At 51.0% G+C, this 25646-nt stretch carries 21 protein-coding genes; 14 read left to right on the top strand and 7 right to left on the bottom strand.

Going from position 1 to position 25646, the window contains the following annotated elements; all coding sequences use genetic code 11:
- Positions 1–109: 109 nt before the first annotated feature.
- The 4 genes from EHW56_RS01600 to EHW56_RS01585 all read left to right on the top strand — a co-directional run bounded on the left by EHW56_RS01600 (position 110) and on the right by EHW56_RS01585 (position 4872).
- Positions 110–1006 carry a hypothetical protein gene (locus EHW56_RS01600; RefSeq protein ID WP_152799013.1) on the top strand — a complete coding sequence of 299 codons (897 nt, stop codon included), beginning with the start codon at positions 110–112 and terminating at the stop codon, positions 1004–1006.
- Between the two features lie 103 nt (positions 1007–1109).
- Positions 1110–3476, top strand: a complete 2367-nt coding sequence (locus tag EHW56_RS01595; RefSeq protein WP_152799266.1) for a DNA polymerase II — start codon at positions 1110–1112, stop codon at positions 3474–3476.
- Positions 3477–3536: 60 nt separating this feature from the next.
- Complete coding sequence (locus EHW56_RS01590) at positions 3537–3821, top strand: DUF1289 domain-containing protein (protein WP_172969946.1); 285 nt, start codon at positions 3537–3539, stop codon at positions 3819–3821.
- 88 nt (positions 3822–3909) lie between these two features.
- Positions 3910–4872: an ion channel gene (locus EHW56_RS01585; RefSeq protein WP_077577781.1), complete on the top strand. Its 963-nt coding sequence runs from the start codon at positions 3910–3912 to the stop codon at positions 4870–4872.
- Positions 4873–4949: 77 nt separating this feature from the next.
- On the opposite strand, the gene EHW56_RS01580 is transcribed toward EHW56_RS01585, so the two are convergent.
- The 4 genes from EHW56_RS01580 to EHW56_RS01565 form a co-directional block, all read right to left on the bottom strand.
- Complete coding sequence (locus EHW56_RS01580) at positions 4950–5675, bottom strand: complement resistance protein TraT (protein ID WP_077523036.1); 726 nt, start codon at positions 5673–5675, stop codon at positions 4950–4952.
- A 224-nt stretch (positions 5676–5899) separates the two neighbouring features.
- Positions 5900–6181, bottom strand: coding sequence for a 50S ribosomal protein L25 (gene rplY / locus EHW56_RS01575; protein WP_046073181.1), 282 nt, complete (start codon positions 6179–6181; stop codon positions 5900–5902).
- 193 nt (positions 6182–6374) lie between these two features.
- On the bottom strand, positions 6375–8180 hold the full coding sequence (locus EHW56_RS01570) for a DEAD/DEAH box helicase (protein WP_152799010.1): 1806 nt from the start codon (positions 8178–8180) through the stop codon (positions 6375–6377).
- Between the two features lie 61 nt (positions 8181–8241).
- The gene (locus EHW56_RS01565) at positions 8242–8703 is read right to left on the bottom strand and encodes a GNAT family N-acetyltransferase (protein WP_046073183.1); all 462 of its coding nucleotides are present in this window, start codon (positions 8701–8703) and stop codon (positions 8242–8244) included.
- A 288-nt stretch (positions 8704–8991) separates the two neighbouring features.
- Between EHW56_RS01565 and rsuA the strand changes: the two genes are divergently transcribed.
- The 7 genes from rsuA (at position 8992) to EHW56_RS01530 (ending at position 17613) form a co-directional block, all read left to right on the top strand.
- Positions 8992–9684 (top strand): 16S rRNA pseudouridine(516) synthase RsuA, encoded by a 693-nt coding sequence (gene rsuA / locus EHW56_RS01560; protein WP_077577783.1) that lies wholly within the window; start codon positions 8992–8994, stop codon positions 9682–9684.
- A gap of 215 nt (positions 9685–9899) precedes the next feature.
- Positions 9900–11108, top strand: coding sequence for a Bcr/CflA family multidrug efflux MFS transporter (locus EHW56_RS01555; RefSeq protein WP_152799007.1), 1209 nt, complete (start codon positions 9900–9902; stop codon positions 11106–11108).
- Positions 11105–11746: a DUF2913 family protein gene (locus EHW56_RS01550; protein WP_046073186.1), complete on the top strand. Its 642-nt coding sequence runs from the start codon at positions 11105–11107 to the stop codon at positions 11744–11746. The genes EHW56_RS01555 and EHW56_RS01550 overlap by 4 nt, the downstream gene beginning before the upstream one ends.
- Positions 11747–11843: 97 nt before the next feature.
- Positions 11844–13217, top strand: a complete 1374-nt coding sequence (locus tag EHW56_RS01545) for an MATE family efflux transporter (RefSeq protein WP_370517130.1) — start codon at positions 11844–11846, stop codon at positions 13215–13217.
- A gap of 150 nt (positions 13218–13367) precedes the next feature.
- Complete coding sequence (locus EHW56_RS01540; protein ID WP_046073188.1) at positions 13368–14039, top strand: ABC transporter ATP-binding protein; 672 nt, start codon at positions 13368–13370, stop codon at positions 14037–14039.
- The gene (locus tag EHW56_RS01535; RefSeq protein ID WP_172969945.1) at positions 14020–16485 is read left to right on the top strand and encodes an FtsX-like permease family protein; all 2466 of its coding nucleotides are present in this window, start codon (positions 14020–14022) and stop codon (positions 16483–16485) included. The genes EHW56_RS01540 and EHW56_RS01535 overlap by 20 nt, the downstream gene beginning before the upstream one ends.
- Before the next feature lie 39 nt (positions 16486–16524).
- The gene (locus EHW56_RS01530; protein ID WP_152795117.1) at positions 16525–17613 is read left to right on the top strand and encodes a lipocalin-like domain-containing protein; all 1089 of its coding nucleotides are present in this window, start codon (positions 16525–16527) and stop codon (positions 17611–17613) included.
- On the opposite strand, the gene cra is transcribed toward EHW56_RS01530, so the two are convergent.
- Complete coding sequence (gene cra / locus EHW56_RS01525) at positions 17610–18623, bottom strand: catabolite repressor/activator (protein ID WP_046073190.1); 1014 nt, start codon at positions 18621–18623, stop codon at positions 17610–17612. The two genes, EHW56_RS01530 and cra, sit on opposite strands and share 4 nt — an antisense overlap.
- 428 nt (positions 18624–19051) lie before the next feature.
- Here cra and fruB point away from each other — a divergent pair, with 428 nt between their 5' ends.
- Genes fruB through fruA form a run of 3 tightly spaced genes read left to right on the top strand, consistent with a single transcriptional unit; the run spans position 19052 to position 22929 of the window.
- Positions 19052–20221, top strand: a complete 1170-nt coding sequence (gene fruB / locus EHW56_RS01520; protein WP_152795119.1) for a fused PTS fructose transporter subunit IIA/HPr protein — start codon at positions 19052–19054, stop codon at positions 20219–20221.
- On the top strand, positions 20218–21171 hold the full coding sequence (pfkB, locus tag EHW56_RS01515; protein ID WP_152799005.1) for a 1-phosphofructokinase: 954 nt from the start codon (positions 20218–20220) through the stop codon (positions 21169–21171). Before fruB ends, pfkB begins: the two co-directional genes overlap by 4 nt.
- A gap of 30 nt (positions 21172–21201) precedes the next feature.
- Positions 21202–22929: a PTS fructose transporter subunit IIBC gene (gene fruA / locus EHW56_RS01510; RefSeq protein ID WP_152799002.1), complete on the top strand. Its 1728-nt coding sequence runs from the start codon at positions 21202–21204 to the stop codon at positions 22927–22929.
- Between the two features lie 69 nt (positions 22930–22998).
- Here the strand turns inward: fruA and EHW56_RS01505 are convergent, their stop codons facing one another.
- Both EHW56_RS01505 and EHW56_RS01500 read right to left on the bottom strand, forming a co-directional pair.
- Positions 22999–24447, bottom strand: a complete 1449-nt coding sequence (locus tag EHW56_RS01505) for a glyceraldehyde-3-phosphate dehydrogenase (protein ID WP_046073194.1) — start codon at positions 24445–24447, stop codon at positions 22999–23001.
- Positions 24448–24850: 403 nt separating this feature from the next.
- Positions 24851–25537 (bottom strand): DUF3334 family protein, encoded by a 687-nt coding sequence (locus EHW56_RS01500; RefSeq protein WP_077458734.1) that lies wholly within the window; start codon positions 25535–25537, stop codon positions 24851–24853.
- Positions 25538–25646 lie beyond the last annotated feature (109 nt).

Raw genomic sequence — 25646 nt, 5'->3', positions numbered from 1 at the left:
ACGAACAAACGCGTATTGTATCGCGTCCGCAAGAGACAACAAAGGGTTGAAAGAATGGGTGGCTGCGTTCGGTCTTGTTGAAAGAATCAGTAATAAGGTATGAGGACGAATGAAAAGAGCGAATCGTGTCATTGGCACGTTAGTGGTGGTTGTGGTTGCGGTGATCAATGCCGAGGTGGGCCGCCGTGTGATTAATCAATGGATTGATCCGGCCAGTTACATTGGCCTTTGGTTGTTATCTGCCGCCGTCATGGCGTTGGTAGGACAGCGACTTTCCCCGCTAAAGGACGTGGCCAACCGTTGGCAAGGGGAAGCTCTCGCCTCGCGTCAAATGCCGCCTTTTACCACATGGCGCCTTGCAGGCTTGCTTTTCCTGGCGGTGACCAGCGCGGTATTCGCCTGCCGATTACTTGATATCGCCACCTTGGGATTGGTCGTGGTGGCGAGTGTGCAAGGTGTCTTGGGGCTGGTATCCCGTTCAACGCATCAACATTGGTTGTGGATGGGGTTAATGTTGATTTTCGCAGGACTGGGATATTTACTCGCGCCGGGCATGTATGCCCCCAGTCCGTTAGGCATGGTGCTAGGGCTGATTAGTGGTGCTGCATGGGCGAGTTTTTGGCTGCAAGTGACCCAAGGTGCTCATCAAGCCGACGTTATCGTGGCGACCAGTTTACGGATGAGTTTATTGTTGGTGTTGCCCCTAATCATCTTTACCTTACCCAATGGTTTTCTTTCGCTGCGCGGTGTCGGGTTTGCTGTCCTTGCTGGTGCATTGTTTGTGTTCGCTGCTGGGGTATTTTGGCGCATGATGGCATCAACCCAGAGATTGTTGGCACAACAGCTCATTTGGGTGGCCGTCTTGCTCGCCTTAATGGGTCTGGTGGCTTGGGATCAAAGTAGCATGATGAATATGCGACTCACTAGCGCGGCTGTGGTCGTGGTGGTTGGGGTAGTTGTCATTGGTGTTGCCGGGCGCGCTGAGGATCCCGACCAACTTACTTAGGGCTGTTTATCTATACAGTGGTTGGTGGGGTTTGTTACACTGAATGCATGACCTACACAATGCAACCGTGATAACGCCTGTGCCCTCACTCTCTTCGTCCTACATGCAGCAAGGCTTCGTGATCACGCGCCAACAGCGTGATCGCGGCCAAACCACGTCGATTGTACTGTGGCTATCGACGCCAGATGGTCCCGTAAAGCTGTGTATTGATGATCAGCAAAGCGTGTTTTTTGTGCCTCAAGAAGAAAAAGCGCGTGTGGATGCTTTACTCCCATCGGTTGATCCTCACGCTTACTGTAAAGCGGTGTCATTATCCACCTTTCAACACACCCCCGTGGCGGCTTGTTATTTCAGTAGTGTGAAGCGCGCGCAAGAGGGGCAGAGGGTGATAAGCGGGGCGGCTATTCCTTTGTATGAAGGGGATATTCGGCTCGCCGACCGCTATTTAATGGAGCGATACATTTGTGGCAGCTTGTTGTTCACCGGTCAAGCACGTCAACGTCAAGGCTACCTAGAGGTGACGCAAGGCAAAGCGAAACAAGCAGACTACACCCCCACATTGCATCATGTGTCTTTGGATATTGAATGCTCACAAAAAGGGCAACTTTATTCAGTGGGACTCGCGAGTGAAAAAGATAGCCGAGTGATCATGGTGGGCAGCCCGCAAGACAATGCCCCTGATTGGATAGAGTGGGTCGATGACGAAGAAGCATTACTGAGCGCGCTAGAAAGGTGGTTTGCCTATTACGATCCTGACGTTGTGGTGGGTTGGAATGTGATTGATTTTGACTTTCGCTTGCTTGTGAAGCGCGCCCACATCTATCAACGTGATCTACGTCTTGGGCGTGGCGGAGAGCGAGCTTATTGGCGGGATGGGGGGAGCAATAAACCTGGTTTTATCAGTTTGTCGGGGCGGGTGGTGATTGATGGTATCGACGCACTAAAAACCGCGACTTATGGGTTTCGTTCATGGGCGCTAGAGGCGGTTGCACAAACGTTATTGGGAGAGGGAAAAGCGATTAATAATCCCCATGATCGCATGGCCTCCATCAATCGCATGTTTCATCACGACAAAGTCGCACTGGCGACCTACAACTTACAAGACTGTGTTTTAGTCAACCGTATATTTGATCACACCCATTTACTCGACTTTCTCATTGAACGATCGCGGTTAACCGGGGTGGAACTTGACCGTATAGGGGGCTCGGTAGCGGCCTTTACCAACTTGTTTTTACCACGCCTGCACCGATCGGGATATGTGGCGCCTAACCTTGCCAGTGAAGGGTGGATAGCAAGCCCCGGCGGTTATGTGATGGACTCAAAGCCTGGGTTGTACCACTCGGTGTTGGTCTTGGACTTCAAATCGCTTTATCCCTCTATTATCCGCACCTTCCTTATCGATCCCTTAGGGCTTATCGAAGGACTTAAAGCGCAAGAGGCAGGGCAGGACGCGGACACGGTGCCAGGCTTTCGAGGCGGCGTCTTTCATCGTGAAAAACATTATCTCCCCGCCTTGATTGATGATTTGTGGCAAGCCCGCGACCGGGCAAAAAAAGCCGGTGAAAAAGCCTTTTCACAAGCGATAAAAATCATAATGAATTCCTTTTATGGGGTGCTGGGCTCACAAGGGTGTCGGTTTTTTGATCATCGTTTGGCATCGTCGATTACCATGCGTGGCCATGAAATCATGAAAACCACCCGTGAATTGATTGAGGCGCAGGGCTTTGAGGTCATATATGGCGATACGGACTCGACGTTTGTGTCCTTGGGTGGTGAGCAATCGAGCGAACAAGCGGACCGTATTGGTCAGCAATTAGTGAGTGAAATCAATCGCTGGTGGCAAAGCCATTTACGCGACACATATGGGTTAGACTCGGCCTTAGAAATCGAATACGAAACCCATTACCAACGCTTTCTCATGCCAACCATTCGGGGTCAAGAAACGGGCAGTAAAAAGCGCTACGCCGGCCGCGTAGTAGACAGACAGTCTGGCGAGGCAACACTGGTGTTTAAGGGGTTAGAAACCGTTCGTACCGATTGGACCCCGTTGGCACAAACTTTCCAAAAACAGTTATACCAACGTGTGTTTGATGGTGACGAGGTAGACGGGTTTATTCGTGAGATTGTCGAGCGTACCAATCAGGGTGAGCATGACGATGCATTGGTCTATCGCAAACGGCTGCGCCGACCCTTGGCGGAGTATCAAAAAAATGTGCCACCGCACGTGCGCGCGGCGCGGATGGCAGAGAGCGAAAACCGTAAACTTGGGCGTCCCGAGCAATATCAGCGTGGTGGTTGGATAGAATACGTGATCACGGTAAATGGCCCGGAACCCTGCGATTATTTGCGTAGTCCAATTGACTATCAGCACTATATCGATAAACAGCTTAAGCCGATTGCTGACGGTATTTTACCTTTTATTGGCAAAGAGTTTGATACGTTGGCGCTGCCGCAACTGGGGTTGTTTTAATCTAAATTTGCAATTTCGTTGCCCACCCGCTTGAATGAAAGAATCAGCAGGGAGGTCGACGTGGAACAGCTCGATTTTTTCGAGGTGCCGAACCCGTGTAAAGGCATCTGTCAGGTCAACAATAAAGGCTATTGCAAAGGATGCTTTCGCAGCCGCGACGAGCGTGTTCACTGGTATACGTTTACCAACGAGCAAAAACGCAATGTCGTCCGCCTTTGCCATCAGCGTTACCTGCGCATCTTGCGTGCGAAAAGAAAACAGGCGCAAGATGCGGCTTTAGACGCAGAGCCCCTGCCTTACCAACCTTCTTTGTTCGATGAACTAAACGACGACTCCTCGTCTTAGTTATTTGCTTTCCCTCTCCCTTGATTGAACGGCATGTTCGCTGGCGAGTTGGCACGTCCTTTCTAAAATAGAAATAGGAGGGCGAGCGATGAGCGGTAAAGTATGTGGGTTTAAAGCGCGAAATGGGTGGCAATGTGATCAGCAAGCGGGTGAGTCCGGTCTTTGCTATTGGCATGATCCTAACATTGACAAGCGACACCATGACGTAAAAGCGGATGTAGAAGCGTGGGCAGCTTCGGGCCGGCCACTGGATGGTTTTCAGCTGGCGCGCACCAACTTGACTGACATTCATTTGGTCAATCGTGGTAACAAGCAAGGTTACTCCTGCCAAGGTGCGGATTTCTATCGTGCGAATTTAACCGAAGCGCATTGCTTTGGCCTGGACTTACGCAATGCGTCGCTAATGAAAGCCAATTTACTGCGCGCCAACCTTAATTGTACCCGTCTCGATGGCAGCAATTTATTGGGGGCGGATATGGCGCGCACGGGGCTCGAAAATGTCGATTGGGGAGCGCAACTTAAGCAAGAGCGGTTGGCTTTTTTGGAAAAGGATCCGTCTCGGCGTCAATCTTTGTTCCAAGAATCGGAAGAGGTATGCCGCAACATCCGCAAACAATGTGAAAAACAAGGGCTGTTTGATGTAGCGGGATATTTTTTCAAAAAGGAAATGCGGTTTCGCCGTTATCAGATGCCGAAGCTCGGCTTTCAGCGCGCACTATCGAAGACGGTCGATTTGTTTTGTGGTTACGGTGAGGATCCGTTACGGGTAGTGATTTTTTCCGTATTAGTGATTGCGTCTTGTGCGCTGGCGTATTTTGCGCTGGGTACCACACAAGCCAACCCGATTTATCCGGATCTGACTGGCGTCGAAGCCCGCTTTTATGAGTTGCTGAATGCGCTGTATTTCAGCGTGGTGACCTTTACCACCCTAGGATATGGCGATATTACACCGTCTGGCTTTGCTCGCTTTATTGCTGCTTTTGAGGCATTTCTGGGGAGCTTTACCATGGCGCTCTTTGTGGTGGTGTTCGTGAAGAAGATGACGAGGTAGAAATCACTATAAAGAAGAGAGGCTAATACTGCTTGATATAAGCGAATGCGCCCTTAGAAAGAGCGCATTAAAGCCATTTATAACAAACCACTAATTGATTGGGTTAATCCTTTCTTAAGCTCAGGCTCTGCCTCAGCAAATTCTAGGTTAACCTTATTTGCTGTGGAGAGAATACGAGTCTGATATCTCTTCCACTGTGTCTTCTCCGTGGACGTTACTACCTTTTTGCTAGTAGAGCCCTGAGCGAGTTGAGAGTCCAAAGCCTCAGTCACAACAACACCATCTGACGCTCTTTCAGAGATCTGTAAATCGGTGATCATTGAGTAATATACATCTTCAACGAGTGCATCTGCTACTAGTCCAACTGCAGCCCCTGCTAATGACGTAGCTCCTCGTGCTGAACCACCGCCAAACTGCGCGCCAGCCAGTGCGCCACCAACAGCACTACCAAACCCTTGTGACAAAAAGTTTTCGCTGTCACGTAAGTCAGCTTTACCAACTTGCAGAATATTGGCTTGGATCATGTAGTGAGTCTTACTAGGGTCCTCGAGGACTTTATATCCGCGGCTTTCAATTTTTTCTTTGATACTAGATTTAATATCAAGATTAGGCTTGTCAGAGGTATTCCGAACTTGCAGAAATACTGTTCGTTTTGATGGAGCTACTGGGTCCAAGAAAACGGTGTTGCTCATTTTTGTCTGAACTTCAAGGTTACGCTTTTTAACGAGAGTATTGGTCGCTGAGCAGCCAGTCAGCGCAAGAGTTAGCGATATTAACGCCACGAGAAAGATATTGTTTTTCATAGTGAGACATAACGTGTGTATTGAAAGGGTGGCTATACTAACTAACTGGGTAGGCAAAGTGGAGTACTGTTATTAATTTCATTTTCTTTTTAGTGATCAAGGTCTCTAATTATGACGGTAATATGACACACGAAGTTGATTTTTACGCTAGACGAGCAGTCAATAAAAACAAAAAAGGCGCCACAAAGGCGCCTTCTCTCATCTCATCATGATCGCAAATGCGATTAGATGCGGATGAAGTCCATGTGCTCAACTTTTGGCTTGAACGCGTGGCGCTGGATGTCTTGTGGCTTAACTTTTACTTCTTGGCCATCGATAACCAGGATGATGCCTTCGTAGAACTCAGGCTTGTCCATTTGGTTAACAACCACTGGGTGGTCAAGTGCGATTGATACAGGCTCTTGGTTGCCACCGTAAACGATCGCAGGGAATTTCTTCTGATGACGTAGGCGGCGGCTCGCACCTTTACCCTTTTCTGTACGTACTTCAGCTTCGAACTTAAACATAATTAATAACTCTCTTTAGAGTGAAAACACAGTACTGAGCGTAGCGACCTAACTCAGTACCCAAAAACGAGCGCGGATATTAGCACTGCTTGACCACTAAAACAAGCTTTACAGGCGGGATTCATCACCGCCCAAGCCGCCCACACGGTGCCTTTTGCTCGTGGAGGCGTCTTTGAATGGACCCTTAGTGCTTTCAACTCGCGTCGGATTCTGCGAAAGCTTGCCCTCGGCTTTGCGCTAACATGGCCGTTAGCCTGTCTTGGCCAATAAAGCTCTCCACATCAAAGATTTTCTGACGCAGATGCCAGAATCGGCCTTGTTTACGTGCAATCACAAAGTCGGGCGGACGAAATCGGTGCTGTGACGCGGCCACTTTGGTCGGGGCGGTGGCGTCGAAGGGGCGGTGCCGATCGACCAGGTGAGGTCGGACAAATCGTGCCAGGAAGTCTTGTTTTTGTTTTTTGCTGGCCAGCGGCCACACCTCGTGTAAATCGTTGCCCTCGTGGGTGTGATAGGTCACTTTAAGTTGTGGTTTTTGATAGCGGTTTTTGCCAGCGGTGAGGGTCATGTCGGTGCATGCGACCACGAGTGCATCCTTGAGCTTGAGCGCTTCACGGAGTGTTTTGTCTGGATCAATTAAGGGGGCGTCACATTGGTGACAGCGACGTGCGGCAATATCGTTATCGGCGCCACACTCATCGCAAAACTTGGCACGAAAGCGGTAACCACAGATCTCGCGTTCGCCATCTTCATCCTCAAAATAGCCTTGGCACTGGCGGCCATAGTGTTCAATCAAAAAGCCATTGTCGTCCAGTTTGCCCCAAAAGCTGTTATTAAACCCGCATGCGGGGCAGGGGATCGTCACCAGCTCGCTGTCACTATCAGGTTTGGGCATGCCTATTTCTGGTTGGTACAAGTCGTAGACATTCCCGGCGTAGTCGAGAATCAAACAATCTTGCTTTCCTGGCGCGAGGCGAAGACCACGCCCGGCAATTTGTTGATAGAGACTGACCGATTCCGTGGGGCGTAAAATCGCGATCAAGTCCACATGAGGCGCATCAAAGCCCGTCGTGAGTACCGATACGTTCACTAAGTACTTGAGCGCTTTTTGTTTGAAAGCACTGATCAAGCGATCTCGCTCGATACCAGGCGTGTCACCTACGATCAACGCGGCGGAACCGTCTGGCAAATAAGAGAGAACCTCCCGCGCATGATTGACCGTGGCGGCAAAGATCATCACCCCTTGGCGTTCTTGTGCATACGCAATAATTTGTTCGACAATTTGCGGTGTCGCGCGAGGGGCATTGGCAACCACCTTCTCGAGATCCGCTTCCCGATAATAACCGTTCGCGGTGCGTGATACTTGGGAAAAGTCATAGCTAAGTAGCGGTGCATCCAGAACATGGGCAGGGGTAAGGAAGCCTTCATCAAGTAAGTGACTAATCGGCAGCTCAAAAACACAGTCGCGGAAAAACCGGGAAGCAGTCGTACGCACTTTGCCACTGGTATGGTATTGATAAATCCAGCCTTGTCCGAGTCGATAAGGGGTGGCAGTGAGTCCCAACACTTTGAGGCCAGGGTTGACCGTTTGCAGATGCGCAATGACGCGGCGATAACTACTGTCTTGGTTGTCAGGAACACGGTGGCACTCATCTATCACCAGTAAGGAAAACTGGTCTGCAAAGGCATCCAAGTTTCTTACCACTGACTGAACTGACGCAAAAACCACTTTGTCGTCAGAGTCTTTGCGGCCGAGTCCAGCGGAAAAGATCCCGCCCGTTAATCCATAGCCTTCATATTTGGCATGGTTTTGCTCGACAAGTTCTTTCACATGAGCGAGCACCAGTACTCGACCTTTGGCGATACGTGCGAGCTCTGCGATCACCAAACTTTTTCCCGCACCGGTCGGTAACACGGCGACAGCAGGAGGCGTATGGCGGCGAAAATAATGCAGCACGGCTTTAACCGCGTCAGATTGATAGGGGCGTAGGGTATACATAACGAAAAAACGGCCTAAGTGAGGCCGTTTAGTTTACTGACATGTGACGTCAGGTACAGAATTAAAGTCGTTTAGTCATAATGCAGTGCTGGCGGCGAGGCTGGTAATCGAACTGCTCATAGAAAAGTCGAGCGCCTTTGTTGCCAATATTGACCTCGAGGATGACGGCCACACACTCTTTTTCTTTGGCTCGCGCTTCAACGTGTGGGATCACTTGCGACCCCACGCCTTGCCGTCGCCATCTTTGTTGGATAAAGAATTGGTCTATCACACCGACGCTACCGCCGTTTTCCACGCTGAAGCTGTAAGCGACGACTAAAAAGCCAATCGTTTCGGTTTCTCCCTCATGCTCAACATCAATCAGAAAAACATCACCACGCTCGGGTTGTGAGAGCAAGGTGTTGAAAGTGGCCGCGACGGGAGTACGATCAAAGGGCAGCGCTTCGTGGTCGTGCTGTTCGTGTGACAGCGTCAATAAGGTTTCAAAGGCATCGGCGTCAGGGCGGCGAAGAGAGACAATCATGGTGTTTCCTTCTTTATCACTGATTGGTCAAGACGACCGTATCATACTCGCCAAATTGGCATGCTCAATCACCAACAATATTTTGATTGGCAGGTTGTGACAGACTCGGCGTCTCAGCAAAAAGCGTTTTGTTTTGCTTGCATTTACATATGTCCATCACGTGGACGATGATAATCAGTTTATCCCATCAAGGCGTGTTTTTCCGTCAGATCTCGTAAAACTTGATCTGTGTCTGAGCCGCAATGTGACGTATAATCCGCGGCAAACAAAGGTGCAATAAGCGGTAATATGCGATTAGATAAATTTTTATGTGAAACCTTAGGGGTGACACGAAAGCAAGCAGGGCGTGTGCTTAAAAGCGAGCTGGTGACGGTTGATGGTGAGGTGATCAAGTCGGGTGCCGTCAAAGTGAGCGATCAAGTGGAAGTGGCGTTTGAGGGACGTGCCCTTACGTTGTCAGGCCCGCGCTATTTTATGATGCACAAGCCTGCTGGCGTGGTGTGCTCGCATGAGGATGCGTTTAATCCGACGGTCTTTGTATTGCTCGATGAAGTCAATGCGGAAAAGTTACACATTGCTGGGCGCTTGGATGCGGACACAACGGGACTGCTGTTGTTTACCGATGACGGTCAGTGGTCACATCGTATTACATCTCCTAAACATCAGTGCACCAAAACCTACCGTGTGTGGCTGGCTGATCCGATCAGCGCGGAGACGGCAAAAGCCTTTGAAGAAGGGGTGATGCTACGAGGCGAGAAGCAACCCACGCTACCAGCAACCCTCGAGAAAGTTGATGATTATGAGGCACTGCTCACTATTCAAGAGGGCAAGTATCATCAAGTAAAACGTATGTTTGCGGCAGTGGGCAATAAAGTCGATGCGTTGCATCGAGAGTCAATCGGTGACTTGGTCTTAGACGAACACTTAGAGCCCGGTGAATATCGTCCATTAACAGACGAAGAGATCGCGTTACTGGGTTAACGCAGGTGACTGGTTAGCCCCGTCATTGTTGCCTCTCGTTGAGTAACGGTAAGCACAGCATGGGCTGTGCTTTTTTATTGCTCATCGAGAAGCATGTGTTACGACAACGTGACCAAAAGAAAGACATTCTTTCCCATGGCGACACAATAAATTGTTACACTTTGACCACGCTCACGTTATTTCCCTTTGTCCTGTCTTTTACGTTAAGGAGAGTTATGTCGCAATCATCGGCTGTCACGTCGTCCCCGACTCAATTAAGTTGGCTTTTGATCTTGGTGCTTGGTGCGATTGCTGCGTTGACACCGTTAGCGATCGACATGTACCTCCCGGCGATGCCAGCGATTGCCGCGGATTTAAATGCACCAAGCAGTGCGGTGAAATCAACCTTGGTTGCGTACACGGCCGGCTTTGCCATTGGACAGCTTTTTCATGGTCCGATTTCTGACAGTTATGGTCGTAAACCAGTGATGCTGGCCGGTGTGGCACTATTTTTCGTTTGTGCAGTGGTCAGTGCGATGGCCCAAGATATCGACGTACTCACTGTTGTGCGTGCAACGCAAGGATTTGCGGGGGCCGCTGCCGCGGTGATTATTCAAGCCTTGGTGCGTGATATGTTTGAGCGTGAAGAGTTTGCGCGCACCATGTCTTTTATCACCTTGGTGATGACGATTGCGCCTTTAGCGGCACCGATGATTGGTGGCTATTTGCTCACTTGGTTTGATTGGCGCGCGATTTTTTGGGTACTGGCTGGTTGGGCGTGTTTTGTGATGCTTTGCATTATTGTCCGGATCCCTGAAACCTTACCTAAACACAATCGTCCGCCTATGCGTATTGGCGCGTCATTGCGTAACTATGCCCGCATGCTCAAAACACCGTTTGCCGTAGGAATGATCTTCTGCTCAGGGTTTTCCTTTGCTGGGATGTTCTCTTTCTTAACCGCAGGCTCATTTGTTTACATTGATTATTACGGTGTGAGCGCGAAGATGTTTGGCTACTTGTTCGCGTTAAACATTGTCTGTCTGATTGTGATGACCTTTATTAATGGCCGTTTGGTTCGCAAAATGGGCTCGCATTGGATGCTGCGCTTAGGGCTGGGGTTGCAGCTGGCTGCGGGGATAGCCATTGCCGTGTTCCAATGGTTAGATATTGGGCTTTGGGGCACTGTGATTCCAGTGATGATGTATGTTGGGGTAATTTCAACCATCGGCAGCAATAGCATGGCTTGCTTGTTGGCCTGCTATCCGCAAATGGCAGGCACCGCGTCTTCTTTAGCGGGGACAATACGGTTTGGTATTGGCTCGTTGGTTGGTGCAGGGGTTGCCGTTGCTTCAGACGGTACGCCCTGGGGGATGGTTGGCGCGATCGCCCTTTGTGCGATACTCTCTGCCGCTTTCTATTGGCTATTGGCAAGCAAAGAACCATGAGTTATGTCACCGAAATTCAAACTGTGATGGCCGCCGCCTTTGACGATCTCGCGGCAGCGATCGCCGCCAAAAAAGTGGCCGATGCGCCCCATGCGCGTGAGGCGTTTCTTGGTCGCTGGGTGGCGCAAGCGGTGAAGCAACAACGTTTTCATCACAGCGTTAAAGCGGACTTACAACGTTGGACTCAACGTGCCCGCAGTGCCGGCACGCAGGCGGGTCTCGGCGCTGAATTTGCTCAAATCCAAACAGTGTATGCCGAGTGGTTTCCGGTTGGCGAACCTGCCAAGCCTGTCCACAAATCGCAATTACAGCAGTGGATTGATTGTGCGGTTGAAGCGGGTTGGTGCGTACATACACAAGATACGATTGACCGAAAAGTGAAAATCATATCGGGTGGGCAGCATTCAATGGCCGTGTGTCCAGACGCGATGCAATCGGCTTTTGATGATGAGCAGCGCTTGGTCTCACCACTGAGCGTTTATGTCCGGGGGCCTGAGCAGGCGGTCGTAGCCTGGGCGCATCAGGCATGGATAGCACCGACGAGAGTGACTGCCTATAAATCGATCGTCAAATACCATGCTGAGTACCGTATTTGGCCGAACAATCAAGCCGATGGCTTAATGGTGATGCCACATTAATCGGAGTGTCTTCGCAGATAAGAAAACGCCCTCGGGCGTTTTTTTCTGTTTTAAAGGCACGTAAACTAACTAGGTTACCTATAGGTTGGAGTCGTGTGTGACCGTACTTTCCCGTCCTTTCTTTGATCCTGTGTTTTTAAAACGCTTACTTTTAATTGCGGTACCGATTGCGCTGCAAACCATGATGTTTTCGAGCCGCAGTTTGGTCGATATCCTGATGGTGGGACAGTTGAGTGAAGCGGATGTCGCCGCCATTGGTATTGCCGGTAAAGCGATGTTTGTCTCCTCCTTACTGATTCTCGGCGCCATGACCGGCGGCTCTATGCTGGTGGCACAATATTGGGGCGCGGGTGATCGGCAAGGCTTTCGTGAAAAAACGGCGCTGACTGTGACTTTAACCAATGCCACGGCGGCGTTAAGTGCGTTTGTCTTTTGGGCTTATGCAGATGTCATTGTGGGGTTTGCCAGTGATAATCCCACCGTTATTGCGCTGGGCCAAGACTACTTGCAAATTGCCGGTTTATCCCTGTTTTGTCTGGCCAGTGTATCAGGGTTGGCTGCCGGGCTTCGTGCCATGCATAAGCCAGGGATCAGCACCTTTTTTAGTGGGGTCGGGATCAGTGTCAACGTGGTGCTCAACTGGGTATTTATCTTCGGTAATCTGGGCGCGCCTGAACTGGGCTCGAAAGGGGCAGCGGTGGCGACTGTACTTAGCGGTATGGTTGAGGTTGTTGCCTTGTATGTCTATTTGTATCGCCGTCAACACTTGGTTGCCTTCTCTTTGGCTGATTGGCGTGCGTCATTAACGCTACTCGCCGTAAAGCGCTTTTTATCACTTTCGTTACCGACGGCATTTAATTTTTTAATGTGGTCGTCAGGCTTGTTCGTTTACCACGCGATTATCGGTCACGTTAACGAATCAGGCTTGGCGGCTATTGCGGTTATCACGCCCGTCGAGTCACTTTCACTGTCGTTTTTGATTGGCACCGCCAATGCTGCCGCCGTTTTGGTCGGCAATAACCTTGGGGCGCAACAAACGGACACCGCTTACCACCAAGCCTGGCAGGTGGCGGTATTTAATTTTATTGCCGGCGTGGCAATTGCCTGTTTGATGCTGATGATTCAGCCCTGGGTGTTAAGTTTCTTCCCTGCATTAACGGGTGAGACCGCACAGATCACGGCTTATTTTTACTGGGCGATGTGTGCGTTGATTGTGGTGAAAACGATCCCCATGGCGATGATTGTTGGGGTACTGCGTGCTGGTGGTGATGTGCGCTACTGCTTGGGGCAAGATTTTGTTGCACAGTGGCTCATCGGCATTCCAGTGGTATTGGCCGCCGCGGCGGTTTTTGAGTGGCCGGTTTATTGGGTGTATGTGCTCCTGGGAGTGGAAGAAGTGGTCAAATGGATAGGGTCCTTGATTCGGGTGAAGTCGGGCGTTTGGCTAAATAATCTTGTTAATGATGGCTAAGGATAAACGAAATATAAATTGGGAAGCTGCCCATCGGTTTTAACGCTTTTCTCAGCCTCTTAATTGGGGTACATTGCCAAATTAATCAAACAGTGTGACCTAGTTCTCGTTTATTGCTGTTTTTAAGACACTATAAGGGTGTGCATTGGCATGTTAGCAATTAAAGGGCTGTGTAAAGGTTATCAGGATGGGAGCGATTTCCACCCTGTGCTGCAAGGCGCCGCGATGTCGCTGTCGTCGACTAGCCAATTGGCGTTGATGGGCGAAAGTGGGTCGGGTAAAAGTACCTTGTTAAATTTGATTGCGGGACTGGATAAACCCGACAGTGGCGAGATCTGGTTTGACGATACCCCCCTTCACCGATTGAGCGAGGCGGCACGCACGCAGTTTCGACGTCAAAACATCGGCTTGATCTTCCAACAATTTAACCTGCTTCCCACCCTCTCTATTGCGGATAACATTCGCTTTTGTCGCCAATTAAAAGGTTTGAAAGAAGACGGTTGTCTGTGGCGACAAATTGTCTCTCAGCTTGATTTGATGCCATTGCTCAATCGTTACCCAGAAGAAGTGTCTGGTGGTCAACAGCAGCGCGCCGCCATCGCACGCGCGTTATATATGTCGCCCAAACTGCTACTTGCCGATGAGCCAACGGGAAGTTTGGATGAGCGTAATGCGGACGCGGTGATGCGCCTGCTTATCACGCTAACCGGTCAGCAGGAAGCTGGGCTGCTATTGGTGACACACAGTGATACCGTGGCCAGCTACTTGCAAGGTAGTGTGGGGCTACAAGGAGGCGTGCTCAGTGTTCGGGCCCGTCGCTAGCGCTTTATGGGGGCATTATCGCCGCCACCCGTTTCAAGTCTTTCTCGTCTGGCTTGGGTTAACCCTGGGGGTCTCTTTGCTGGTTGGTGTGTTATCGATAAACCAGCATGCGCAGCAAAGCTATCGCCAAGGTGCACAGCTTTTTAGCAATCCGTACCCGTTTAGCATTCATCATACCGAGCGAACACAGCGCGTGCCGCATGCTTTTTACATTGGCTTGCGCCGTCAAGGCTTGACGCAATGTGTGCCGATTGATCGTCTCGACGTTGTGACACCGTCACTTAGCGATATTCATCTGATGGGAGTGGATGCGATCGCGATGCTGCCATTTATCGCGAATCAGCGTACAGATGACGCCCCCTCATTGTCTCCCATGGATGCCATTTCAGTGCCTTATCCTGTCTATGTAGGAGAAGCCATGGCTGAGCACAAAGGCTGGGAAGAGGGGCAAATGATCGATTTGTTGGATTACCCGCCGATCGGCCCTTTGCGTATTATCGATAATGATGCGCTGAGTATGGGCACCTACTTGGTGGCGGATATGGCGCTACTGCGTAAGCTTTCGCCTCGTACTGGGTTTACCGAGGTGTTATGCGGGGATTTGTCTCAAGCGGAACGACAAACGATTCGTGACAATTTACCTTCAGCCTTGACGCTGACCAAAACCCAATCAACCCAACTAGGCCCACTCACCCGTGCTTTTCACTTAAATTTGCTTGCGATGGGATTATTGGCCTTTGTGGTGGGGCTGTTTATTTTTTATCAGGCGATTTCCCTTTCCATGACCCAGCGTCAGCCCTTGGTCGGTACCCTTCGGCAGCTAGGCGTTGATGGACGCCAGCTTTCTGGTGTTATGGCGACAGAGTTATTACTTTGGGTGCTACTTGGCGTGGTCAGTGGCAATGTGTTGGGTATGTTGCTTGCCAACCAATTACTCCCCGCGGTTGCTACGACCTTGTCTGATTTGTACGGCGCAGATATCACTTTAGTCATGCATTGGCAGTGGCAATGGGGACTCTACAGTTTACTCCTCGCTATTTTGGGGGCGGCGATGGCATCAGCTTGGCCGCTAGTGCGCTTAGTCAGCACCTCACCAGGGCGCTTATCGCAACGGATGACCTTGATGCGTGGCACACATCGAGAGTATGCCGTGCAGGCGATCTTAGCGGTGTTGCTTGGCGTGGCGGCGTGGGGCGTATCGTATTGGGAGACCAGCCAATGGCAAGGCTTTACCTTGATTGCCTTTACCATGTTAAGTGCTGCTTTAGCGCTGCCTTATTTGTGTGGCTGGCTGTTTCATGCCAGCGCAGCAGCCTATACGGGCGCGCGATGGCGATGGTTTTTCACCGATGCGGCGGCAAGTTTAAGTTACCGTGGTGTGGCGGCGATGGCATTTATGCTCGCGATTTCGGCGCATATTGGTATGGAAACCATGGTCGGTAGCTTTCGCACCAGCACTGAAACTTGGCTACAGCAGCGCTTGGCTGCGGACGTTTATGTTCGGCCGAGTCATGCCGCTCTCGATGAGATGGAAACATGGTTGGTCAACAATAAAGACGTGGCGCAATTTTGGACCAACTACCGGCGTGAGCTGACGGCAAACCAAGGACGGCTTGAAGTGCTGTCGGTAGGAAACCGTCCGTCTGAGAAACAAACGTTGGCGATGAAGGCGGCTCAGCCTGATTATTGGGCACAAGTGCACCAAGAGCGTGTCGTATTACTCAGCGAGGCGTTAGCGGCTAAATTTGGCGTGGGCGTGGGGGAGAGCATCAATCTTCCTGCGCCGATGGGCGAGCGCTGGCAGGTCGCTGGGATCTATTACGATTATGGTAACCCCTACGGCCAGCTTGTGGTGTCTACACGCAGTGATGCGGGACAATGGCTAAAGAAAGGCCGATCATCACTGGCGGTGGTCTTGAATCAGGACACGCAAACTGAGCAATTCGTTGATCGCATCAATCACCGTTTTTTGCTGACCACCGGGCAGGTGCAAAACCAGGCGGATATCATGCGTTATGCAATGCGTATCTTTGATCGCACGTTTACTGTGACGGAAAGCTTGTGTGCACTGATGTTGGTTGTCGCGATATGTGGGTTGTTCTTTTCGACCTTGGCGACTGAGCTATCGCGCCAACGGCAATATAGCTTGCTACGTTACCTTGGCCTGTCAGGGCGTGAGCTCATTGCGCTCGGGGGAGGACAGTTAGTGTTGCTTGGTCTCACCAGTGCGCTGATTGCTATCCCGTTGGGGCTTGTGCTGGCGGGCATGTTGATCCATGTTGTCCTGAAAGCATCGTTTGGGTGGACCATGACCATGAGTGTCTTCCCGATCAGCTATGCCACCACGATCGGGCTATCCATGTTGGCGCTTATGGTCGCAGGGGCTTGGCCTGTTTATCGCATGCTAAAACGCACCGCGGCGGCGTCGTTGCGTGATGCGCAGTAAAAAAGAGGCAGTGAAGTGATTCAGCGATGGAAGCGGAAAATGATACGTTCATTGTTAGGAGGCGGAGTGATCATCGCGCTCGGCGCGCTGGTATGGTGGGGTCAGCAGTCCGCATCGTCTCCTGATACCAGTGGAAATTTTGCCGTTTTTGATTCGCAAAGTGGCTTTGCCCCTGTAACCCCAGACCATACGCCTTCCTATCCCCAAGACATGGCGGCACACTCAGGCTTTGCTACTGAATGGTGGTATTTGACCGCGACCTTAACCGACGCTAGTGGACAAGCGTATGGCGTGCAATGGACATTGTTTCGCCGCGCATTAGCACCGGATCGTAAAGAAGGATGGGCGAGTCAGCAGCTGTATATGGCGCACGTCGCTATCACGAGCGATGGTAAACAATGGGAGTCGGAGCGCTTTGCCCGTGGTGGGATTGATCAAGCGGGAGTGACGCTGTCACCTTTTGAGGCTTGGTTAGACGACTGGCAATGGCAGGGCGGTAAACAACCTTTTCCTGCCAATGTGCGTGCAATGTGGCCTGCGCAAGGTAAGCAAGTAGGCTTTACGTTGGAGGTGCGCGAAAATGGACAACAGGTCAAGCACGGTGAAGAGGGATATAGTGTCCGTCATGCCAGTCAGCCGTCGGCTTCGTATTATTTTTCTTTGCCACAGCTAACCGTCAAGGGTGTGCTAACCATTGCGGGTGAAACCATTCCCGTGACAGGAAAAGGCTGGTTTGATAAGGAGTGGTCGAGTGGCGCGATGGCCGCCGAACAAACGGGATGGGATTGGTTTGGGCTTAACTTAGATGATGGCCGTGCGTTAATGGTTACCCAAATACGCGGCACCGAGCCGTTTATGTTTGGTTCATTACTGTTTCCTGATGGCCGAGTCGTGACGCTGAGCCAGGATGATATTCGTATGCTGCCGGTCAGTCATGCCAAGATGGCGGAGGGCGCTAACTTGCCGATTCGTTGGCAGATCAAAGTGCCCAGTGAGGACATTAGCCTTATCACTCAACCACTTAACCCACAGAGCTGGATGGACTTGAGTTTTCCCTATTGGGAAGGGCCTGTGGAAGTGCATGGCAGTGCCACAGGCCGAGGCTTTATGGAAGCGACAGGCTATTAACCCAGCCCGACCCAGGCTTGTGTTTGATGGGGGCGCCAAATCGGTTGGCGTTCAACCGTGATAACCCCAGGATGGTTGTCTCCTTGCGCGGCCGACACCGCGAGACTGAGCGCCGCGTCGCTAATTGCTTCAAATTGTTGAGGGAGAGACTGCACGCCGAAAGGAAGAAAATCGAGGATGCGGCTATCACCAAAGGTGGCAAAATACAGTGCAGTAGGGGCGATACCTGTTTGCCTAATGGCGTCCAGCACCCCTTCACACAGCGTGAAGGACGTGGTGAGCAAAGCATCGGGTAAGTCACCGGCTTCAATCCATTCTGTCATGAGCCTTTGTCCCTCAGCACGGCTGAAAGCTTGGCCGTAACGCACTTGTCCATCTACGCCTTGTGCCGCTAATGCACCACGAAAGCCGTTCTCCCTGTCTTGTGAGATGGCCAGCGATGGGACGGCCCCAATCAGTCCTGCTTGATAGACATCCGTTGGTGCAATTAACATCTCGGTGAGCTGGTAAGCGCCTTTTTCATCATCACTTAGCACATTCGCGAATTGGTTGGCATCCAGCCCGCGGTCAATGGCAACGATGGGAGTGCCTTGCTGTTGTAATTTGGGGTAGAAGGTATTATCTGCAGGCAAACAAGAAGCGACGATTAACGCATCAATTTTCCTGGAGACGAGGGTCTCAGCCACTATTTTTTCTCGTTCTGGGTCGTCATCAGAGCCGGTGATAATAACCTGATAGCCCTGATCATGGGCTTTTCGTTCAAAGAGTTTTGCCAACGTGGCGTAACTGGTGTTCGCCAAGTCAGGAACGACTAAACCAAGCGTTTGTGTGGTGCCTGCACGCAAGGCTGTGGCGGCGCGGTTCGGCTGATAATTGTGTTGTTCGACCACCGCCATCACGCGTGCTCGCGTTTTTTCACTGATCCGATAACGGTCGGCTTTGCCATTAATCACATAACTTGCCGTTGTGCGTGATACACCGGCAAGACGGGCAATTTCATCAAGCTTCATAAAGCGATCCTTAAGTAGGCCGATCGTTACTGATGGCTTTGTGAATGCGATCAAAGTTTACGCACTTCAGATCCATAATTTATTTGCATTATAAGCTAAAACGATTCAGCCTTAAAGCTGAAAGGTTTCAGCTTGTGTCAATTATTGGCGGCTGATCTCAAGATGCTGTAAAGACGATGCGGCTTATCTCTTCCGGCGCTTATAAGTGGAAGAGATTGACCAAACGCCGGGAGCAACGTCTATCGCTTTACTTAAAAGCTGAATCGTTTCAGTTTTTAGGTAAAGCGAATGTGGCAAGTCAAACGCGAACACGGCCAATGACCGGTGACTTGCGACCAACCAATATGTCCGCCATGTCTAAGTGATACTGATGTGGCCGACGACAACATCAACCCGTGCCGCGGCACTGAAAAAAGAGGAACGACCTCATGTTGGCACTTAACGTACACGATATTCATATGCAGCAACACGCGGCGTCTAAGCACGAGGCTATCAAAGCCATGGCCGCAGCACTCACCCAAAAAGGGCTAGTCGAAGCGGGCTATCAAGACGGTATGCTGGCGCGAGAAGCCCAAACCAGTACCTATCTGGGCAACGGTATTGCCATCCCGCATGGCACAACGGATACCCGCGATCAAGTTAAACAAACAGGGGTACAAGTGTTTCATTTTCCCCAGGGTGTTGACTGGGGAGAGGGAAACCTCGCTTACGTGGCCATTGGTATCGCCGCTAAATCAGATGAACACTTGAGTATCTTACGTCAGTTGACGCGTGTGCTGTCACAAGACGGCATAGAGCAACAACTAAAAACGGCGTCGGCGGCAGAGCAACTGGTTGCTTTGCTCAATGGGCAAACGGCGGATACTCAGACCTTCACGTTTAGCAGCGACATGGTGTTAACTGGCTTTCCAGCGTCAGATATCACCACCTTGCAAGCCGTGGGCGCGGGATTGCTCAAAAATCATCACTGTTTAGATAGCGATGGCGTAAGCCAAGCCGTCGCTGGCCAGCCGGTGCACCTTGGTGAAGGGCATTGGTTGCTCGGTGTGGGAGACGGTGTGCTGCAGAGCGGGTTGTCGTTGGTGATGCCTGCGACGTCATTGTCTCACCAATCCCTGTCGGTCAGTGCGCTTTGGTGTGTCGCAGCCAACAACCGTGCGCATCTTCCTGTGCTCAATACCTTGATGCAATGGAAGCTTGATAAACAACTGGCGGAATCTGGCCGTTACTCGCCACAAGCGCTGGTTGATGCGTTGTCTGCTGAACCCGCCCCTGTACAACCTCATACAGCGGCGCCGTCTGAAGCGTCCACCGCAGAGGGGCCAACAGGCCTGTATACGGTGACGAATGCGCATGGTTTGCACGCTCGTCCTGGGGCGATGTTGGTCAATACGGCGAAAAAATTCAGTGCTGATATACAGGTTGCCAACGCTTCCACCCAGTCGGAGCCGGTTAACGCAAAAAGCTTGATGAAAGTGATCGCGCTTGGGGTGAAACATGGGCACCAGTTACAGTTTTCCGCCCAAGGAAGCGACGCCGAACAAGCGATTGCGGCACTGGGTGATGCTATTAAAGATGGGTTGGGAGAGAACGCATGAGTGCCATTCTGACCGTAACCTTCAATCCCGCACTCGACATGACAGGCTCAGTGAGTGCGTTGCAGCCTGGTGATGTCAATTTGGTGCAAAACTATACACTGCACCCGGCGGGAAAAGGCGTCAATGTCGCACGTGTCTTAACGGATTTGGGCGCGACGGTCGCAGCGTCAGGTTTTCTTGGCGCAGATAACCAAGACCCGTTTGCCCACCTTTTTACCGAGCACGGCATTGCCGATCACTTTTTGCGTGTGCCGGGCGTTAGCCGCACCAACGTCAAGCTGGTTGAAAAAGCGGGACGTGTCACTGATTTGAATTTTCCTGGTATGGCGGTTGAACAGGCCGATATTGAGGCATTGACGGCGCGCTTGCTTAGTCTGGCTGAGCACCATGAGTGGATCGTGCTTGCGGGCAGTTTACCTCCCGGTGTCTCGACCGAGCAGTTGACCACTTGGATAACCACCTTGCGCGATGCAGGGAAAAAAGTGGTTGTTGATACCAGTCAGCATGCCTTACGCGCAGCCGTTGAGGCAACCCCTTGGTTGGTTAAGCCTAATGAAGCTGAACTGGCTCAATGCCTCAACGCGCCGATTAGCAATGAGCAAGCCGTGTTGCTGGCGCGCGGTGAGCAATTGTTTAACCAGGGGATCGCGAATGTGGTTATTTCTCGCGGCGTCGATGGGGTGCTTTGGCGTGATAAGGAAGGCTGGCTTAAGGCTGTGGCGCCTGCGCAATCAGTGGTGAGTACCGTTGGGGCGGGGGATTCTTTAGTGGCAGGGCTGGTATCAGGATGCCAGGCAGGCCTAAGCAAAGAGGCGGCGCTGTGTCGCGCGGTCGCTATCTCTGCGCTTGCTGTCACCCAAGTGGGGGTCGGTGTGCGCAATCGTAAAGACGTGAACCAATTAATCGAAAAAATCAGCGTGTCGCCTGTTGAGCTGTCAGTGCACGCGTAATAAAACCAATCCATGAGTGGGGTAAAAGGTATGAATTTGGTGATTGTGACGGCGTGCCCAAGTGGCGTCGCCAATACCGTTATCGCGGCTGGGCTGTTAGAAAAGGCCGTGATGTTAAAAGGATGGACGGCACAGATCGAGTGTCAGTCCAGTGTACAACCAACCCAGGCGGTATCGACAACTGATATTGAAAACGCTGACCGTGTTCTTTTGGTGGGGGAGCCAAAAGAGTCGGCTCGCTTTAACGGCAAGCCTGTCTATCAAGCAAGCTTGAATGAGGTGATGGCCGATACCCAAGCGGTATTGGATGCCGCCGCGAATCATGCACAGCCGTATCACGCGCAGACGCAAAGCGAGAGCAGCACCGTCAGCATTGTGGGTATTACGGCGTGTCCTACCGGTGTTGCGCATACCTTTATGGCGGCGGAAGCGGTTGAAGAAGCGGCTAAAGCGAAAGGTTATCAGGTAAAAATTGAGACACGTGGCTCGGTAGGTGCGAAAAATACATTAACAGATCAGGAAATTGAAGCGGCGGATCTCGTCTTTATCGCGGCGGATATTGAGGTCGACTTGAGCCGGTTTGCGGGTAAACGTTTATATAAAACCAGTACGGGCACGGCGTTAAAAAAGGCGTCGCAGACGATCGATGATGCGCTTGCTAACGCAGAGGTCTATCAAACAGCGCAAGCGAGTTCATCGAACAGCAGTGCTAACCAAGGTGAACGTACCGGTGTCTATAAGCACTTGATGACAGGCGTATCACATATGCTCCCTCTGGTCGTCGCCGGCGGGTTGGCTATCGCGCTCTCGTTCGTCTTTGGCATCGAGGCGTTCAAAGAAGAGGGGACGCTTGCGGCGGCATTAATGCAAATTGGTGGCGGCAGTGCATTCGCGCTGATGGTACCGGTATTGGCCGGGTTTATTGCCTTCTCAATTGCAGATCGCCCTGGTCTGGCGCCCGGCTTGATTGGTGGTATGCTTGCCGCGTCTACCGGTGCTGGGTTCTTAGGGGGGATACTGGCAGGTTTTATCGCCGGTTACAGTGCTAAATTTGTGGCAGACAAAGTCACTTTGCCGGCCTCAATGGAAGCCCTTAAACCCATTCTCGTGATCCCTTTATTAGCCAGTTTGTTTACCGGTTTGGTGATGATCTATGTCGTGGGCGGGCCTGTCTCTGTTGCCATGGAAAGTCTTACCAGCTTCTTGCAGGGTATGAACTCGACCAATGCGGTGATCCTTGGCGTCGTTTTGGGCGCGATGATGTGCTTTGACCTTGGCGGTCCCGTCAACAAAGCGGCGTATACCTTTGGCGTCGGCCTGATTGAGAGTGGTACCTATATGCCGATGGCAGCGATCATGGCGGCAGGTATGGTGCCGGCGCTAGGGATGGGGCTATCGACGTTCTTAGCCAAGCGTAAATTTAATGATGCAGAGCAAGAGGCGGGTAAAGCATCGTTTGTGCTTGGGCTGTGTTTTATCTCGGAGGGGGCGATTCCATTTGCGGCCAAAGACCCAATGCGAGTGATCCCATCGTGCATCGCAGGTGGTGCACTGACAGGTGCGATATCTATGCTAATTGGTGCAAAACTGATGGCGCCACACGGTGGCCTCTTTGTGCTGTTGATCCCGAATGCAATCAGTCCGGTGTTGATGTATTTAGCCGCCATTGCCGCAGGTACGCTGGTAACTGGTTTGGTTTATGCGGTGCTTAAGCCCGTCAGCCAACCGTCACCCTTGACGGCGGCTGAACAATCTTAACCTTACATTGAGTGGCGGACACGTAATAAAAAAGGCCCATCAGGGCCTTTTTTATGGCGGTAAAACGGGTTAAGAAAGCGCTTCTGGCTCGGGAACCATCGGATAGCGTACTCCCATCATTTGTTCCATGCAGTGAACAACCTGGCAGCTGTAGCCAAATTCGTTGTCATACCAGATGTATAGCACACAACGGTTTCCCTCGGCGATCGTCGCTTGGCTGTCTACCACGCCGGCAAAGCGCGATCCCACCAAGTCACTTGATACCAACTCCGTCGACTGGGTAAAGTCTATTTGCCCAGAGAGTGGTGAGTACAAGGCCACATCTTGCAAATAGGCGTTGATTTCGTCTTTGTGAGTTGGGTTATCTAAATTCAGGTTGGCGATAGCCATGGAGACATTTGGCGTGGGCACACGTACAGAGTTCCCCGTTAACTTACCTTTTAGCGCGGGCAAGGCTTTCGCGACCGCGCTGGCGGCACCGGTGGACGTGAGAACCATATTCAATGAGGCAGAACGACCACGGCGATCGCCCTTGTGATAATTATCAATGAGGTTTTGATCATTGGTAAACGAGTGAACTGTCTCAATGTGTCCGCCATCAATACCAAATTTATCGTGCATGGCTTTGAGCACGGGTGTGATTGCATTGGTGGTACAGCTAGCGGCAGAAATAATTCGATCATCTTCGTTAATCACGTCATGATTAACACCGAATACGACGTTTTTAAGCTCGCCTTTGCCCGGCGCGGTGAGTAGCACTTTCTTGGCGCCTTTGCTGTCAAGGTGTTGACGTAAGCCTTGTTCATCACGCCACATGCCTGTGTTATCGACCACCAGTGCATCATGAATACCGAATTGGGTGTAATCGACTTCTGTTGGGTTATTGGCATAAATGACTTGGATAAAATTACCATTGGCGATCAACGCATTGCGCGATTCATCAACGGTAATGCTGCCATTGAATGGGCCGTGGACAGAATCGCGACGCAGCAGGCTGGCGCGCTTTTCCAGGTCGCCTTCTTTTCCGCCACGCACCACGATAGCGCGTAAACGTAAGGGATAGCCGGGACCGCTTTTTTCAATCAGTAAGCGCGCGAGTAAGCGACCGATACGACCAAAGCCATAAAGTACTACGTCTTTAGGGTCGACTCGGTTACCCGTTCCCAATAAATGCCCCAATTGGTGATGCAGAAAATCAGGAATGCCGTTCTCACTGTCATGCTGTTGCCAGTAGGTCCATGCGAGCTGACCGATATCGATTTTACTGGGAGCAAGATCTAATTCAGCCATCACTTCGATCAACGGCAACGTTTGGCTGGGCGATAAGGTGCCCCCCGTATAGCGGCGCGCAACGCGGTGTGCCTTAATGATATCAATGGTGCTAGCGTTGATCAGTTGACGACCGAACAGTTGAATTTCAACGCCTTTTTGGCGGTAAAGCTGGCTAAGCAGCGGATACATGGTTTCAGAGTGAGTTTGACTGGTTTGCCAATCGAGTAGGTAGCTTTCTGGACTCATGAATCGACCTTTTTCACGAATGATAGTGGGTGGGCAGGGCGCCCAGTAGGGTATTTGGCTGATCGTCGCCAGCCTTTTGATTTTGCCGCGCAGTCTAAATGATGCGGAATTATTCACCTACTAAAAAAAAGTGGGCAGAGATAAAGACTTATGAGGGCGAGAGGTGGGGAAACGACGACCACAATATCTATCAAATGTGATCAAGGTTGTAACCCATATGAAACAAATCTAATTGGTCACTTATAACTGTGAAGTGCTGTGTCCGTTGAATTAACTTAATAATCGTCAAGAAAAAAGTAAGCAAAGAAGAAAAAACACAAGTTACACGCGTCTTTGCAGCGAAGCGTTACAAATCGATAGCAACTTGTGTTTATGTCTTAGCGACAGTAAGAGGGGGGAGGGGTTAAATCCCTAGTTCGTCAAGTAAGTCATTACTACCGCTGTCTTTTTTGTCGCTTTTGTCGTTAGACTTTTCTTCTAATTGGCGAACCGTTTCTGCTTCCAGAATGGAATCAGGATCAACCTCTTCCCCTTCTTCAAAGTCCTGAAGCTGAATAAATTCGGTACGCTCCATGGCAAGCTCAAGATAGAAGATATTGTTGTGCTCAGTGGTAAAGCTCACGCGGCGCGCCTGTGGCTTGTCGATGTTGCTATCGACTGACACCGTAAGATTTTTGTTAACCGCCATCATCTTCGGCTGGTTTTGGGTGATAGAGGTTTGGATTGAACGCTTAATCTTACCGGTGAAATCGCCAATAATCTGGTTCATGAGCTCACCGAGCACATCGCCCACTTCATCCGCGGTGTGTAAGCTGGCTAACTCTTCTTCGGGGATCCCCATATGCTGCATGTAATTGCGGTAAATTTCTAACGCCGCGGCGGAGGAGAAGTTGATCACAACAAGGCCAGAGAAGCCACCATCAAACAGCACAAAACAGCCGAGGTCAGGCTTGAGGCTGGTTTTGGCAATCTTTTGTACCATAGCAGCATGGTGTACGGGAGAGTCAGTCGCTTTGGTTAATACTGCCGTGGCGGACTGACACAGTTTGAGCAGAATGTCCTCGGAGGTGACTACTTTGGTTTTTCTCATTATTCACTACCGTCATGGTTGATAAAACTTACTGTCAGTGTGGCACTGGATTGCGCGATTTGTACACCGATTTTCCGGATATCCGGATAAGGGATCACATTCATCTGTC

The organism is Salinivibrio sp. VGrn1 (assembly GCF_009377995.1).
Classification (GTDB): Bacteria; Pseudomonadota; Gammaproteobacteria; order Enterobacterales; family Vibrionaceae; genus Salinivibrio; species Salinivibrio siamensis.
Note: the sequence above shows the minus strand (reverse complement) of the source record. Positions and strands in the feature narration are given on the sequence as shown.